The sequence below is a fragment of the Corynebacterium pygosceleis genome, from assembly GCF_016595275.2.
In the GTDB taxonomy this organism is placed as follows: domain Bacteria; phylum Actinomycetota; class Actinomycetes; order Mycobacteriales; family Mycobacteriaceae; genus Corynebacterium; species Corynebacterium pygosceleis.
In genome coordinates this window covers 143,650-157,711 of sequence record NZ_JAENIQ020000003.1, presented here as the reverse complement: position 1 = coordinate 157,711, position 14,062 = coordinate 143,650, and the positions used below count along the sequence as shown (strand labels likewise).

General features: G+C 67.3%; 17 protein-coding genes and 1 tRNA gene. 5 read left to right on the top strand and 13 right to left on the bottom strand.

The genetic code is table 11. The features are described 5' to 3' along the window. Positions 1-26: 26 nt before the first annotated feature. The 4 genes from JIM94_RS07245 to mca form a co-directional block, all read right to left on the bottom strand. The gene (locus JIM94_RS07245; RefSeq protein WP_200251175.1) at positions 27-563 is read right to left on the bottom strand and encodes a flavodoxin domain-containing protein; all 537 of its coding nucleotides are present in this window, start codon (positions 561-563) and stop codon (positions 27-29) included. 24 nt (positions 564-587) lie between these two features. After that, positions 588-1,358 carry an isoprenyl transferase gene (locus tag JIM94_RS07240; protein ID WP_200251172.1) on the bottom strand — a complete coding sequence of 257 codons (771 nt, stop codon included), beginning with the start codon at positions 1,356-1,358 and terminating at the stop codon, positions 588-590. A gap of 98 nt (positions 1,359-1,456) precedes the next feature. Then, a complete protein-coding gene (locus tag JIM94_RS07235; protein ID WP_200251169.1) occupies positions 1,457-1,738 on the bottom strand; it encodes a hypothetical protein in 282 nt (93 codons plus the stop codon). Continuing rightward, the gene (gene mca / locus JIM94_RS07230) at positions 1,739-2,614 is read right to left on the bottom strand and encodes a mycothiol conjugate amidase Mca (RefSeq protein WP_200251156.1); all 876 of its coding nucleotides are present in this window, start codon (positions 2,612-2,614) and stop codon (positions 1,739-1,741) included. It abuts the gene before it with no gap. Between the two features lie 204 nt (positions 2,615-2,818). Between mca and JIM94_RS07225 the strand changes: the two genes are divergently transcribed. The 3 genes from JIM94_RS07225 to JIM94_RS07215 all read left to right on the top strand — a co-directional run bounded on the left by JIM94_RS07225 (position 2,819) and on the right by JIM94_RS07215 (position 4,708). Beyond that, positions 2,819-3,277 (top strand): DUF4307 domain-containing protein, encoded by a 459-nt coding sequence (locus tag JIM94_RS07225; RefSeq protein WP_200251146.1) that lies wholly within the window; start codon positions 2,819-2,821, stop codon positions 3,275-3,277. 327 nt (positions 3,278-3,604) lie between these two features. Next, positions 3,605-4,132 carry a transcription elongation factor GreA gene (gene greA, locus JIM94_RS07220; protein ID WP_200251144.1) on the top strand — a complete coding sequence of 176 codons (528 nt, stop codon included), beginning with the start codon at positions 3,605-3,607 and terminating at the stop codon, positions 4,130-4,132. A 33-nt stretch (positions 4,133-4,165) separates the two neighbouring features. Then, positions 4,166-4,708, top strand: coding sequence for a hypothetical protein (locus tag JIM94_RS07215; RefSeq protein ID WP_200251142.1), 543 nt, complete (start codon positions 4,166-4,168; stop codon positions 4,706-4,708). 224 nt (positions 4,709-4,932) lie between these two features. On the opposite strand, the gene JIM94_RS07210 is transcribed toward JIM94_RS07215, so the two are convergent. The 8 genes from JIM94_RS07210 to JIM94_RS07175 form a co-directional block, all read right to left on the bottom strand. Further along, the gene (locus tag JIM94_RS07210; protein ID WP_200251140.1) at positions 4,933-5,763 is read right to left on the bottom strand and encodes a Bax inhibitor-1/YccA family protein; all 831 of its coding nucleotides are present in this window, start codon (positions 5,761-5,763) and stop codon (positions 4,933-4,935) included. 171 nt (positions 5,764-5,934) lie between these two features. Then, entirely contained in the window at positions 5,935-7,107 is a 1,173-nt protein-coding gene (locus JIM94_RS07205) for a helix-turn-helix domain-containing protein (protein ID WP_200251132.1), read from the bottom strand. Between the two features lie 316 nt (positions 7,108-7,423). Then, a tRNA-Leu gene (locus tag JIM94_RS07200) sits at positions 7,424-7,497 on the bottom strand. A gap of 50 nt (positions 7,498-7,547) precedes the next feature. Next, entirely contained in the window at positions 7,548-8,507 is a 960-nt protein-coding gene (locus JIM94_RS07195) for a Ppx/GppA phosphatase family protein (protein ID WP_200251130.1), read from the bottom strand. Beyond that, a complete protein-coding gene (locus JIM94_RS07190; RefSeq protein ID WP_200251128.1) occupies positions 8,504-9,061 on the bottom strand; it encodes a DUF501 domain-containing protein in 558 nt (185 codons plus the stop codon). Before JIM94_RS07190 ends, JIM94_RS07195 begins: the two co-directional genes overlap by 4 nt. A gap of 48 nt (positions 9,062-9,109) precedes the next feature. After that, on the bottom strand, positions 9,110-9,694 hold the full coding sequence (locus JIM94_RS07185) for a septum formation initiator family protein (RefSeq protein ID WP_248702997.1): 585 nt from the start codon (positions 9,692-9,694) through the stop codon (positions 9,110-9,112). 154 nt (positions 9,695-9,848) lie between these two features. Continuing rightward, positions 9,849-11,129, bottom strand: a complete 1,281-nt coding sequence (gene eno / locus JIM94_RS07180) for a phosphopyruvate hydratase (RefSeq protein ID WP_200251126.1) — start codon at positions 11,127-11,129, stop codon at positions 9,849-9,851. 249 nt (positions 11,130-11,378) lie between these two features. Continuing rightward, positions 11,379-12,167: a lytic transglycosylase domain-containing protein gene (locus tag JIM94_RS07175; RefSeq protein WP_200251124.1), complete on the bottom strand. Its 789-nt coding sequence runs from the start codon at positions 12,165-12,167 to the stop codon at positions 11,379-11,381. A 176-nt stretch (positions 12,168-12,343) separates the two neighbouring features. Here JIM94_RS07175 and JIM94_RS07170 point away from each other — a divergent pair, with 176 nt between their 5' ends. Further along, positions 12,344-12,772, top strand: a complete 429-nt coding sequence (locus tag JIM94_RS07170; RefSeq protein WP_200251121.1) for a hypothetical protein — start codon at positions 12,344-12,346, stop codon at positions 12,770-12,772. Positions 12,773-12,866: 94 nt separating this feature from the next. Next, positions 12,867-13,388 carry a hypothetical protein gene (locus tag JIM94_RS07165; protein ID WP_200251118.1) on the top strand — a complete coding sequence of 174 codons (522 nt, stop codon included), beginning with the start codon at positions 12,867-12,869 and terminating at the stop codon, positions 13,386-13,388. A 37-nt stretch (positions 13,389-13,425) separates the two neighbouring features. On the opposite strand, the gene JIM94_RS07160 is transcribed toward JIM94_RS07165, so the two are convergent. Further along, positions 13,426-14,055 (bottom strand): MazG nucleotide pyrophosphohydrolase domain-containing protein, encoded by a 630-nt coding sequence (locus JIM94_RS07160; RefSeq protein WP_200251115.1) that lies wholly within the window; start codon positions 14,053-14,055, stop codon positions 13,426-13,428. Positions 14,056-14,062 lie beyond the last annotated feature (7 nt).

Sequence of the window (14,062 nt, the reverse complement as noted above, 5' to 3'; positions counted from 1 at the left end):
TCACCGGCACGCACCGTACGTCCGGTTCAGGTGAGGTTTCCCCGGACCCACCGCTCCACGGGATCGAGCTCCGTGTCATCGACGCGGTCGATGTCGCGCCCGTACTGGCGGACGATCTCCTCCTCGTTCTCGTTGCGGTTGGACTTGCGGCGCAGCATCTGGTTGAGCGACCACAGTGTCCCCCTGTGTATGCGGCTGAGTTGTGAGTGGTTGAGCCGTCCGGGGAGGTAGAACCGGGTCACGTGGTCGGCGTTTCCGCCCAACGCCCTGGCCGCCCCGTCCTTCTCCCGGGCCCAGGAACTGACGCTCATGCCGATCACCACCAGTGCGACGGGACGATCACCGTCGTCCGCGTCCCGGAGCCATTTCGCGCCGCTGATCTGGCCCGCGTAGTTCGGGGAGAACACCACCACGGGCCCGGTTCCCGGGAGCTGTCCGACGGAGGAGGGGACGTCCGACAGGGCGATCGGGGCGACCCCCAGGCGTTCGGCGAAGGTCCGGGCGTAGTGTTCGGTCGATCCGTAGACGGAGTCGAAGATGACGGTCAACGCGGGCGTGTTCATCGGTGGGTCCTCCCTGGGAAAGGGTTATTTTCCGAAGCGCCTGCTCCGGAACGCGTAGGAGCGCAGTGCCCGGAGGAAATCGATCCTCCGGAACGCCGGCCAGTAGGTGTCCGTGAACCAGATCTCGGAGTAGGCGGCCTGCCACAGCAGAAATCCGGAGAGGCGTTGTTCCCCGGATGTCCGGATGACCAGGTCGGGATCCGGTTGCCCGGAGGTGTAGAGATGCCTGGAGATCGAGTCGACGCTGATCTCCCCCACCATCTGTTCCGGGGTGAGGCCTTCGCCGGCCTTCTCCGCGACGAGATCCCGGACCGCGTCGACGATCTCCTGCCGCCCGCCGTAGCCGACGGCCACGTTCACGGTGACACCGGTGTGTTCCCCGGTCTTCCGGGTGGCGGCACGCAACCGTTCCGCGAAGTGGTCCGGGAGCAGGTCGAGGTGGCCGACGAGCCGGACCCGGCAGTTGGTCTCGGGATCCGCGAGTTCATCGACGACGTCGCCGATGATGTCGAACAGCAGCTGCAGCTCATCTTCCGCCCGCCCGAGGTTCTCGGTGGACAGCAGGTAGACGGTGACGAGTTCGACGCCGGTCTCATCACACCAGCGGACCATCTCACCGATCTTCTTCGCACCGACACGGTGCCCGTGACTGACGTCGGCGAAACCCGCCTCGCGGGCCCATCTCCGGTTGCCGTCGCACATCACCGCAACGTGCTTCGGTCGCCGACGTCCGCGGATCTCACGGCGCAGCCGGTTCTCGTAGAGCGGATAAAGCAGTTGCGGAATAAGTTTCACGCACCCGATTCTAGTAGCCTTCCGGCCACGGGAGGGGCACAGGGTGGAGCGCGGGGCGACTCCCCCGGTCAACCCGGCGGTTCCGCCGGAGCGGACCGTCAGAACCAGCGGCGTTTCGGTGAGGTCAACCCGGCGTCGGCCATCGCCCTGTCCACGGCCTCCTGGTCGAAGGGGTCGATACCGTGCGCCTCGGCGAACTCCCTTCTCCGGGCCATGCCGCGGACGCGTCGACTCAGGGCCCACCCGATGTAGAGCACGATGGCCCCGAGGAGCACGAGCACGAACAACCCCACGGGTGACGCCTTGCCGAACTCCGGCCCCAGCGGTCCGGACCGTTCCGCCTGCGCGAGAATGACACCCGCGATGCCCTGGATGTCCATCTAGTTCTCCTCTGTTCCGATACCCGCGAACAGATCCGTTTCCGGGAGGGTCGTCTGCACCCTGGTCCGCGCGAGTTCAAATTCTTCCGTCGGCCACAGTTTACGCTGCACGTCGACCGGCGTGGCGAAGAACATCCCCGCGGGATCGATCTGCGTCGCGTGCGCCCGGAGAGCATCATCGCGACTGTCGAAGTGGTCGGCGCACGGCACCTGCGTCGTGACCCTCGCCATGATGTCCGCACGGTCACTGCTCCACCGTTCCAGCATCGGCCCGAACGGACTGGGGCGACCTGCGGCGACGAGCTCATCGTGGAACAGCTGCATCCGCTGCCGGATGAAGCCGTGGGTGTAGTAGAGCTTCAGGGGCGTGTACGGTTCCCCGAGCTCCGGATGGTAGCCCGGGTCCCCGGCGACGTCCCAGGCGATCATCGACACCTCGTGGACCTTCAGATGGTCCGGGTGCGGGTATCCGCCGTTCTCGTCGTAGGTGATGATGACCTGCGGGCGGAACTCCCGGATGATCCGGACGAGTTTCCGCACGACGTGGTCGTTGTCCTCGAGGGCGAAACATCCCTCCGGCAGCGGTGGCGGCGGATCCCCCTCGGGGAGCCCGGAATCGACGTACCCGAGCCAGGCGTGCCGGCAGCCGAGGGCACGCGCCGCGGCGGCCATCTCCCCGCGCCGGATCTGGTCCATGTTCTCCAGCACGCCGGGCCGGTTCATGGCCGGATTGAGGATCGAGCCACGTTCGCCGCCGGTGCAGGTGACCACCATGGTGTCGACGCCTTCGGCGGAGTAGCGGGCGAGTGTCGCCGCCCCTTTGCTGGCCTCATCATCCGGGTGTGCGTGGATGGCGAGTAGGCGCTGCTGGCTCACGGTGTCGTCGTCCTTCTTCCTGGGGTCCGGTGCGCCGGAGGACGTCCCCACCGGCGGCTGCGTCCCCTCATCCTAGACAACCCCGGAACCGGTCCGCACCGCCACCCCGGGGCCGGTCTATCATGGTGCCGTGCACCCCGATGAGGTGCGCCGGCACCGGTCACGCCCGGGGTCGGACGTTCGGACAGACAGGAAACCGCCACCGTGGAGAACCGGCCCCACCGCCCATCCCTCCCGTCGGACCGCTACGCCGTCACCGCCGACGGTAGCCGGGGAAACCTCTCGGGCCGGATCATCGCGATCGGGTCGGTCCTGTTCCTCGTCGCGGCGGTGGTGGTCACCGTCCAGTATTTCCAGAAGACGGCCGCCGCGACGGTGAGCGCGACCACCTCCGGTTTCGAACGCACTGAGGATGAGTCGACCCTGCGGATGTTCGTCGACGTCACCAGGAAGAACACGGACACCGACAGTTACTGCGTCATCCAGGCCCTGGACTACGACAAGATCGAGGTCGGGCGCCGGGAGTTCCTCATTCCGCCGGGCGGGGAGTCCACTGAGCGGTACACCGTGGAGATCCCGACGCGCGGGTTGCCCGTCGCCGGAAAGGTTTACGGCTGCCACGAGAAGGTTCCGGCCTATCTGACGGAGTCGGAGCCCCGCTGAACGGGTCCGTCCCGACGTCCCGTGTGTTAGAATCCATCGCGAAACAGCCCTGACGACACTCGTGTGTCCGGTGGCGTTGTTCCCCGATCCGTGGGTGCCGTTCACCGGCGTCCACGCAGAAGGCACCACAGTCACGCCCCGTGGGCCGCACCCGGACACCTCGGTGTCTTTCGCGTGCGGGCACCCGGGGCACTGTCAGCTGTCGGGGAACAGTCGCCGTCGGCGACGTGCGTGTGTTCCGGTACCTCATCGGCGCAGGGCAGGTCGGACGGTGTGCACCCGCCGCCGTTCGGCCACGACGACGAAAACTGGGAAGGCACCGACACCATGGCTGACATTCAGAAGCAGTACATCACCCCGGAAACCAAGAAGAAGCTCGAGGCGGAGCTCAATGAGCTCATCGCCCACCGGCCGGTGGTCGCTGCGGAGATCAACGAGCGTCGTGAAGAGGGTGACCTCAAGGAGAACGCCGGTTACGACGCGGCCCGCGAGATGCAGGTCGAGGAGGAGGCCCGCATCCAGCAGATCTCCCAGATCCTGGCGAACTCCACCACGGAGCGCGCCGCCGTCGAGGAGGGTGTGGCGCACGTCGGTTCCGTCGTTCACGTCTACTACGACGGTGACGAGTCCCAGAAGGAGACCTTCCTGATCGGTACCCGTGCTGCGGCGAGTGACAACAAGGACCTGGAGACCTACTCGGAGCAGGCTCCGCTGGGTGCCGCCGTACTGGGCGCCCGCGAAGGTGAGACCCGCGAGTACACCGCACCGAACGGTCGGGTCATCACCGTCACGGTCGTCTCCGCGGAGCCGTACAACTCCGAGAAGTACGCGACGTTGCGCGCCCAGAACCAGTAGACCAGCCCCTACACGAAAGGCCCGGACACGATCATGACCACCCGTACCCGTTCCCTCGCCGCGCTCGCCGCGGCTGCCCTGGCACTCGCGGCCTGTTCCCCTCCCCACGAGGTTCCGACCGATGAGCGTGTCGTCACCGCCGGGGAGCTGTCCTCTCCGGCGAGCATCGAGATGGACGAGACCACCGCGATGACGACCTCCCCCGCACACAGCGGGTCGGCGCACGACTCGACGTCGGAGACGTCATCGACCACCACGACGAGCGGCACGGCGGAGCCCGAGACCCTTCCCGGGGTCATCAACTGCGTCAGTGCACCGACCCAGCGTCCGTCGACGCTGAACCTCGCGTGCTCCGGCAATGATGACCGTCTCGTGGACATCGTCTGGACCAGGTGGGATGAGGAGCAGGCCGTCGGTACCGCCAGCCGTGTGACCAACACCTGCGAGCCGAACTGTGCCGAGGGTGAGGAGAAGACCGTCCTCGACGTCGATGTGGTTCTGAGCCTGCCGCGCAACACACCGCAGGGCCCGGCGTTCACCCAGATCACCGTCGACGGGGAGACCGTCGCCCTGTAGGGTCTCTTTCCCCTTTCCCGCAGAGAACCGGCGGCCACTGAGCATGTGGTCGCCGGTTTTCCTCTGTCGGTCATCTGACCGCGCCTCCGTGCACCGCGCGCCCGGGTGTCCCGGATCCGTGGGTCGGGGGCGGTGCGGACATGACGGAACCCCCGCTCCCCTTTTCCGCCGGTTCGTGACGGAGGGGAGGCGGGGGTTCGTGGTCGTGCTCCCGGTTTTCCGGGTCAGCGGTTGTTGAAGTAGCTGAGCAGTCGGAGGATCTCGGTGTAGAGCCAGACCAGGGTGACCGCGAGGCCGAGGGCGACACCCCAGGCCATGTTGGCGGGTGCACCGGCGCGGACGAGCTTGTCGGCGGAGTCGAAGTCGACGAGGAAGCTCATGGCTGCGAGGACGATGCAGACGAGCGAGAAGATGATGGCGATCGGGCCACCGTCACGCAGGACGTTGAAGTCCGAGAACATGGACATCACCATGTTGCCGATGGCGAGGACGAGCACACCGAATATGCAGCCGACGAGGATCCGGGTGAACTTCGGGGTGACCTTCACCGCACCTGACTTGTAGACGTACAGCATTCCGAGGAACACACCCACGGTACCGAGCACGGCCTGGCCGATGAGGGCACCCGCGTTGGCGCCACCGACGAGGGCTCCGGAGAACGTCAGGGAGATGCCTCCGACGAACAGCCCCTCGAAGGCGGCGTAGGTCAGGGCGATCGGCGCGGAACCGAACTTCCTGCCGAAGGTGAAGATCAGGACGGTGATGAGCCCACCGATCGCACCGACGATGGTCAGCAGCATCGACAGGCCGGGGTTGACCATCACTCCGATGAAGAAGTTGACCACCGCGAGCGCGACGATGATCCCCAACATGATGCCCGTCTTGGTGACGATGTCATCGACGGTGATCGGTCGCTGGGCACCGGAGGGGTCGCCCTGCTGGGCGAGGTACGGGTCCTGGTAGCCGGCCTGCGGGTAGCCCGTCTGGTAGGGGTTCTGCTGGGGCTGGTTCCGATTGCCCGTCAGTGAACTGAGAACAGGGTTGCTACTACGCACGTCGTCCCTGGTCCTTTCTTTTGTGTTCTGGTTGCGTTCTGGTTCAGTCATGAAGACGTCTACATCCCCTACAACGCGTCCCCCCGCGGAAAAGTTCCCGGTTCCCCGCGACACAAAGATGAAGTCGGGGACCCGGCGTGCGATCCGGGGCCCCGACAGGGACGGTACCGGCTATCCGGTGGTGGAGCGTGCGGTGAGTTCCGCGAACTGTTCGTTCTGGAAATCCCTCGGCGACATGCCGTGCATGCCCTTGAACGCCCGGGAGAAGGCGGCGGTCGAACGGTAGCCGACCGTGCGGGACACGTCCTTGGGGCGCAGTCCGGCGCGGAGCAGCTGCCGCGCCTCCTCCATCTTCTGCGTGAACGTGAACACGGACGGTGCGGAGGCGGTGTCACGCCGGGTGACCACCCCGAGGGCACTGCGGTAACAGTCCACGACCCCGGCGAGGTCCGGGGTGGAGTCGAGATCACCGGCGGCGTTCAGCGGCAGCGCGATGGATCCGGCCGCGATGTCGAGACGGGTGTTGGTGCCGGCGGGGATCGTCGCACTGTCACCGTTGCCGAGGAAGCGGCAGTACCCGGGCGTGGTGAGGGTGGCGGTACCGCGGTAGACCCACAGGACCACGTCCGAACCGGTCGAACGGTGCCAGGTGCTCGACGAGGGGATCTCCGGTGGCGTCCCGGCGGGGGCCATCCCGACCGAACCCGGCGTGTACGCGGACGGCGTGCATCCCGTGTGACGGCGGAAGGCCCGGGTGAGCGACGAGGTGGCGGCGAAACCCACGAGATTCGCGACGACGGCGACGGAGAAGTCCCGAGCGAGGAGTTCCGCTGCGGAAGACACACGGTAGGCGGTGCGCCACTCGGAGAACGTCAGGCCCGTTGAGGCGAGGAACTGGCGCTGCAGCGTCCGCGCCGACACCCGGTACTGTTCGGCGAAGTCCTCGAGCGACGTCTGATCCCCCGGATTGACACGCAGCCTCTGCGCGACGGCGTTCGCCTCCTCGGCCTCCGGGGCCGGCGGCGGCGCGGCGGGATCGTCGAAGAGCCTGGAGATCTCCGGGGACAGTGTCCGTGCGCCACGCAGGTAACCCAGGGAGCGGGAGAATTCGTAGACCATGAAATCGCCCCACTCGACACCGAGATGCACACGGCGTGACGGGCCCGAGATTCCGAGGTTCGGGAAGACGATCGGGATGACCAGACCAGTGCCGGACACCGTGGACGGGCCCGCGGCGAAGCAGAGTTCACCGGCGGGAAGATCACACTCCCAGGTGCCGACACTGATCGTCGCGGAACCCGAGTGGCACCACAGGAGAGCCGGGTGGGGGTAGGAGACAACCATGTCGTACCTCAATCATCTTTAGGCGACGCTAACCTAAACGATAGTAACGGTACGGCAACGCCCCGGCACCTTTCACCCAGCCGGCAATCATTGCCGATTGTCGCTAGCGCAACCATTCAGTGAGGTCAACCTATCCTTCTTTCGGCCACCCCCAGTCGGCCATCCACCCCCATCACGGGGTGTCGTGCGAAAAATCACAGCACCCGACCCCCGTCCCCGCGAACCACCGCACCGCCGATGACGGGCACGGTGCGGAGCACGGAAAACACCGACAGGTCCGGATGAAACAGCGCACTTCCGACACACCCGCCCACGGTGCCCCCAGTGGGACTCGAACCCACACTGCGCGGATTTTAAGTCCGCTGCCTCTGCCAATTGGGCTATAGGGGCGTACCGGCACAGTTTAACGCACCGGTGGGGCGTTCCTCACACCCGTTCCGTCACCGGTCCAGTTCGTCGGCGAGGCCGGCGATGATGCCGTCGAGGATGTCCTTCTCGGAGATGACCATGGAGTCGGCACCGGTGGCCTCGCGGGCGAGGTCGATGATCCCCTGGACGACGACGGATCCGCCGCCGAGGACGTCCGCGCGGCCGGGGTGGATGACGGGGTTGGTGGCGCGTTGTTCGGAGGTTTCCGCGATGAGGTGGTCGGTGAGGACCCTGAGTGCCTCGAAGCGGAGGACGGAGCCGTGGATGGCGCTGGCGTCGTAGTGTTCGAGCCCGAGGGCGAGTGCGGAGAGGGTGGTGAATGTTCCGGCGCAGCCGACGAAGGTTTTCGTGCGGTCGACGGGGACGATGGCGCGGACCTGTTCGAGCCGTTCCGCGACGTATTCGCGGGCGATCTCGATCTCGGTGTCGGTGGCGGGGTTGGAGCGCATGATGCGTTCGGTCACGCGAACGCAGCCCATCTGTGCGGAGTGGCTGCCGAGGATTCCGTCGTCGACGGTGCCGACGACGAATTCCGTGGATCCTCCGCCGAGGTCGATGACGCAGAACGGGCCGGTCTCCGGGGGGAGGTCGGCGACGGCCCCCCGGAAACTGAGGGCGGCCTCCTCCTCGCCGGTGATGACCTCCGCGACGGCGCCGGGTTTGATCCGGCCGAGGAGTTGGCGGGTCATCCGGAAGAAGTCCTCGCGGTTGTGGGCGTCGCGGGTGGCGGAGGTGGCCACCATGCGGACGTCGGCGACGCGTTCGATCTCCATGATCTCGACGTAGCGTTCGAGGGCGGCCCGGGTGCGTTCGAGGGCGGCCGGGGCGAGTTCACCGTTGGCGTCGACGCCTTCGCCGAGCCTGACGAGTTCCATCGCGCGGTGGATCTCCCGGGTCTGTCCCCCGCCGACCTCGCAGATCAGCAGCCGGATGGAGTTGGTGCCGCAGTCGACCGCCGCGAGCCGGGTCATTTCCGGACCTCAGCGTGGGTGAAGTCGAACTGGTCGATGTCGATGCCGAGGTCTGCGCAGGTGGGCCAGTCGGCGGGGATGGCGGTGCCGCGTAGCCCGGCGTGTTCGGCGGCCAGCGCCACGGCCTCGTCGCCGAGCCGGAAGTGTCCGGCGCCCTCGGCGAGGGCGTAGGCGATGAGGACGTGGAGGCATTTGACCCGTTCGGGCATGCCGCCGCCGGAGAAGTCGGTGCCGAGGTCCTCGAGTGCGTTGCGGCGGTCGAGGTAGTGGCGGTGTGCGGCGTCGTAGTCGGCGGCGAGCTCCAGGTCGTCCCTCAGTCGCTCGCTCATCCACTTCATGACGTGGGCGACCTCGAGGCGTGACGCCTCGGCCGTGAGCCGGGGGTCGGTGAGGTAGTACAGCGTCGGGAACGGGGTTCCGTCGGGCAGACGGGGGGCGGTCAGGACCACGCCGGGCGCGCCGTCCGGGCAGCGGTAGGCGATCTCGATGACTCCGCGGGGTTCGCGGCCGAGTTGTTCGGTGACCCGGGCGATGTCGGCGTCGTCGACTGTCATGGGTGTGTCCTCCTTGTCGCCCCGGGCTGCGGGGTGGTCATCTTCTGGTCATTCCGCGGGTGCGGGTGCGGGTTGTTCTTCCGCTGGTGGTGGTACCGCCGTCGGCAGGTGACCTTTCCCCACCTCGTCGGCGGGGTCCGGCTCCGGGTCCGTGCCGGGCAGACTGACTCCGGTGTCCGGGGACGCGACCGAGCTCCACAGGATGTCCCACCAGGGGGCGCTCACCCCCGGGGTGGTGTCGTCCCCGCCACCGGTGGTCGCCGTGGAGGTGGTGATCTCCGGGTCGATGATACGGAAGGGGGTCTCCCCCGGTTCGATCACCCCGAGCCGTTGCCGGGCCTGTTCCCTGATGTACGCCTCGGAACGGTACTTCTCGATCTCCCCGAGGAGGGTGTCTCGGCGTTCGGTGCGTTCGTCGATGGAGGCGCTGAGCCGCGCTATCTCCGCCCGCTGCTGGAAGTAGTTGCGCACGGGGACCGCGATCATGACGAGCACGAGAATGAGAACGACGATCAGGATGCCGACCTGGAACGCGCTGAACCGCCCCCGTCCGGTGCGTGCGCGCGCCTCCGACGCCGCCGACCCCCCGGGCCTTTTGCCGGGGCGTTTCCCTGATGTTCCGCGGTTGGTCACGGGAACCCGTTTCCGCCGCATGTGCCCTTGATTCATCATTGTCCGTCGATCCTACCGCGCCGGCGTACGGGCGGGCGAGCTCCGACACACGAACGGGCCCGGACCTCCCCGTCGTGGGGAGGTCCGGGCCCGTGCCCGTGATTCCTGCCGGATGTTACTTGGCGGCGAAACGCGGGAACGCGGAACGGCCGGCGTAGCGTGCGGCCGGGCCGAGCAGTTCCTCGATGCGGAGGAGCTGGTTGTACTTGGCGACGCGCTCGGAGCGGGCCGGGGCACCGGTCTTGATCTGGCCGCAGGAGAGGGCGACGGCGAGATCGGCGATGGTGGTGTCCTCGGTCTCACCGGAGCGGTGGCTCATCATGCAGCGGTAGCCGTTGCGGTGGGCCAGCTCGACGGCGTCGAAGGTCTCGGTGAGGGTACCGATCTGGTTGACCTTGACCAGCAGTGCGTTGGCGACGTCGTTGTCGATGCCCTGCTGGAGGCGCTCCGGGTTGGTGACGAAGAGGTCGTCGCCGACGATCTGGACCTTGTCGCCGATTTCGGCGGTGAGGGTCTTCCAGCCCTCCCAGTCATCCTCGTTCAGCGGGTCCTCGATGGAGACGATCGGGTACTTGGCGACGAGCTCGGCGTAGACCTTGCACATCTCCTCGGCGGTGCGCTCGCCGCCCTCGAAGTGGTACTTGCCGTCCTTGTGGAACTCGGAGGCTGCGACGTCGAGGGCCAGGGCGACGTCCTCGCCCGGGGTGAAGCCGGCCTTCTCGATGGCCTCGATGATGAGGTCGATGGCCTCGGCGGTGGAACCGACGGAGGGGGCGAAACCGCCCTCGTCACCCAGGCCGGTGGACAGGCCCTTCTCCTTGATGACGCCCTTGAGCGTGTGGTAGACCTGCGCGCCCATGCGCAGGGCCTCGCTGAAGCTGGCTGCACCGACGGGGGCGATCATGAACTCCTGGCAGTCGACGCCGGAGTCGGCGTGCGCGCCACCGTTGACGATGTTCATCATCGGGACGGGCAGGAGGTGGGCGTTGGGGCCGCCGATGTAACGGAAGAGCGGGAGTGCGGCGGCGTCGGCGGCGGCGTGGGCCACGGCCATGGAGACACCGAGGATCGCGTTCGCGCCGAGCTTGGACTTGTTGGGGGTGCCGTCGGCGTCGATCATGACCTGATCGATCTCGCGCTGGTCGTCGGCCTCCATGCCCGCCAGTTCGTCGACGATGGTCTCGTTGACGGCCTCGACGGCCTTGAGCACGCCCTTGCCGAGGTAGCGGTCACCGCCGTCGCGCAGCTCATGTGCCTCGTGGACGCCGGTGGACGCGCCGGACGGGACGGCCGCCTTGCCTGCGGAGCCGTCGGAGAGGACGACCTCACACTCGACGGTCGGGTTGCCGCGGGAATCCAGGATCTCGCGGGCGAATACGTGCATGATCTCAGCCACAATGGCCTCCTATGCCTTATTAGGGTGCTGCTTCGATTGTCGTTCTACGTGGCGCCGCGCAGGCCCTCAACCGGAACACACCACCCGGGCAGTACCTCACACAACCGGAAATAACCGGGCATTTTAGGGAGATGCACCCCGGAGGGATCTGATGGTCGGCGACCATGCGGAACGCTCGACATCAATTGTTCCATGAAATGTCCGGGCGCGCCGCCGGACCACACATCCGGGCACCCTGCCACACCGATGTCACACCGGTGGCTGCCTGAGGGCGTAGGCGGCTGCGGCGTCCCGCACCTTCATCAGGTAGTCGGTGGAGTTGTTGTAGGACCGGATGGCCTGCGTCCACCCTTCCGGGGTGGCGAGATCGCGGTCGTGCGCGCAGAGCAGCCGCGCGGAGGCGAGCGCGGCGTCGTCGATCTGCTGCGGGTCCGGGTTCCCGTCGCCGTCGGCGTCCCGTCCGTAGATCCGCCAGGACGAGGGGATGAACTGCATGGGGCCGACCGCGCGATCGAACTCGGTGTCGCCGTCCAGTGCGCCACCGTCGGTGTCCGGCACCCGCGCGAGGCCCGGGCCGCCGTCGAGGGGGACACCGATGATGGGTGGATCGACGACGCCGTCGTCCCCGATCCTGGATCCGCCGAAGAGCTTTCCCGAATAGGTCCCGTGCCGGGTCTCGACGTAGCCGATTCCGGCGAGGGTGTTCCAGGAGAGGTGGCAGTCGGGCCAGCTCTGCCGGGCGATGAGCGCGGCGTTTCCGTACGCCTGCACGGCGGCGACCGGGATGCCGGTGTCGGCGGCGAGCGGCTGCGCCCAGAATCCGAGCTTGAGTGAGGTTCTGCCCGGGGCGTTCACGTCGATCTGCGGAACCTGCTCCCCCACGGCGGGCGGGACGTTGTCCGGGACGGGCTGCAGTTGCCGGATCGGTGCCGGGCCGTCGAGGAAGGACAGGACCCAGCCGACGAACGCGACGACCATCACCACGGCCAGCACCGAGGTGACGCCTGCGACAAAGGTACGGCGGACTGCGGAACTCATAGCGGCGAAGTCTACCCGTGCCATTCCCCCGGAACGCCAGCCATCCGGACCATTCACACCACCCGCCCCAATAACCCCTCCGATTATTTCCCTTCACTTCAGAAACAGGTGGGACTACAGTTCCAACGAGACCCCGTCCGCCGCACGGACCCCACCGAAGAGGATCCAGGAGAACCATGTCCCTCAAACGCACCCTCACCGCAGCCGTCACCACCGCCGCCATCGCCACCGGATTCGCGGCCCCCGCCACCGCAGCCCCGCTCGGCGCCATCGGCCTGCTCCTCGGCACGAACACCGCCGCCGAGGTCCCGTGCACCGATCTCGGGGTCCTGCTCCGCAACACGAACATGATCAACGACACGACCACCGCACGTGAACTCACCGGAAGCCTGACCGCCGCCGGCGACCGACTCGCCGAATCCCTGGGGCTCCGGGGGACCGCGAACCTCATCACCGCCAAGACCGCCGGCGACATCACGGACCGGGCACGGGAATGCGGACTCGTCAGGACCGACCCGATCGATGACGCGCTCGCCGCGATCGGCAGCTCGGAGCTCTCCCGTCAGCTACCGGTACTGAGTTCCGCCGTCAAACTGGCCGACTGACTGTCCGTGATCCGTTACCCGGATGGCACGAGACGGGACGGGTTTTTGGGATAGGGTGGCAGCAAGTCACCGAATAGCCCTCATGAGGAGCACCATGTTCAGCAAACGTCTTGTCACGGCAGCCGCCACGGTCGCCATCGCGACCGCCGGGCTGGCGGCACCCGCATCCGCCGATGAAACCGAGTTCCGGGGTTTCCTCTTCGGGGATCTCCTGGCGTCGGCCATACCCTGCGACGATGTCGAGAGCGTACTCACCGACGCGGGCATCCTGAAGAAGAACATGACCGAGGCCGGCCTGCGGAAGGCGATCAACGACAAAAACACCGCGATCGTCCAGCAGCTCTACGGTTCCCCGGACGCGACCGCACCGGTCTCCGAGGCCCAGGCCAGGGAGCTGGCCAAGCGCGCCAAGAAGTGCGACCTGGTGAAGAAGGAGGACACGGACACCGTCATCGGTGGCGCCGGTTTCGGCAGCTCCGAGATCACCAGGATCATCCAGTCCCTGGTGAAACTGCTCAATGCACTGAACCCGACCAACTTCCGCCTGGACAAGATCCTCGAGCTCACGGCCCCCGCCGGCAACGCCCCCGCGCTGAGTTCCGGCCTGCCGCGCTGACCGCGCGCACCTCAGAAGCCGGGGCGGTGACAAACGTTCACCCGCCCCGGCTTTTCGCCGCCTGCCACAGCTTCTCCTGCTCTTCGACGGGGACCGTGACGTCCGTTCCGTCGAACAGGTAGGGCGCCCGGCGGCGCAGCTTCGAGGTGAAGGAGTCGGCGACGTCGTCGAGATCGAAATCTCCCCGCCGCGCGGCGATCTCCGCGTGGAAGAGCACCTGGAGCAGGACGTCCGCCAGCTCCCCCCGGAGCTCGATCGCGGTGCCCGTGCCTCCGGCGTGGGCCCGCACGGCGTCGGCGAGCTCCTCGGTCTCCTCCAGCAGATACGGAAGCAGACTGACATGGTCCTGGTTCCGCTCCCACTCGCCGACGTCGAGAGCCCGGGTCATCACCGCCCGGGCCGCGGCGACACCGGACGCACCGGGCCCCCGGAACTCCTCGCCCGCGTCCGATCGCCGCAGGACCTCCGGAGAACCGGGCTCGGTGTCCACCCAGACCGTCGCCGACCCCGTGGTCGACTCCCGGAGTCCGCACCCCAGCACGAGTTTCCGCACCGCTTCGGGAACGGACCCGCTGAAGGCAACCGTGTGCCCCGCCGCCGCGGCGGTGGTGATGACCTCCGCCGGGATCAGCGTGGGTGATGCGGGGTCGAGCAGCAGAACCGTCATGCGGTCA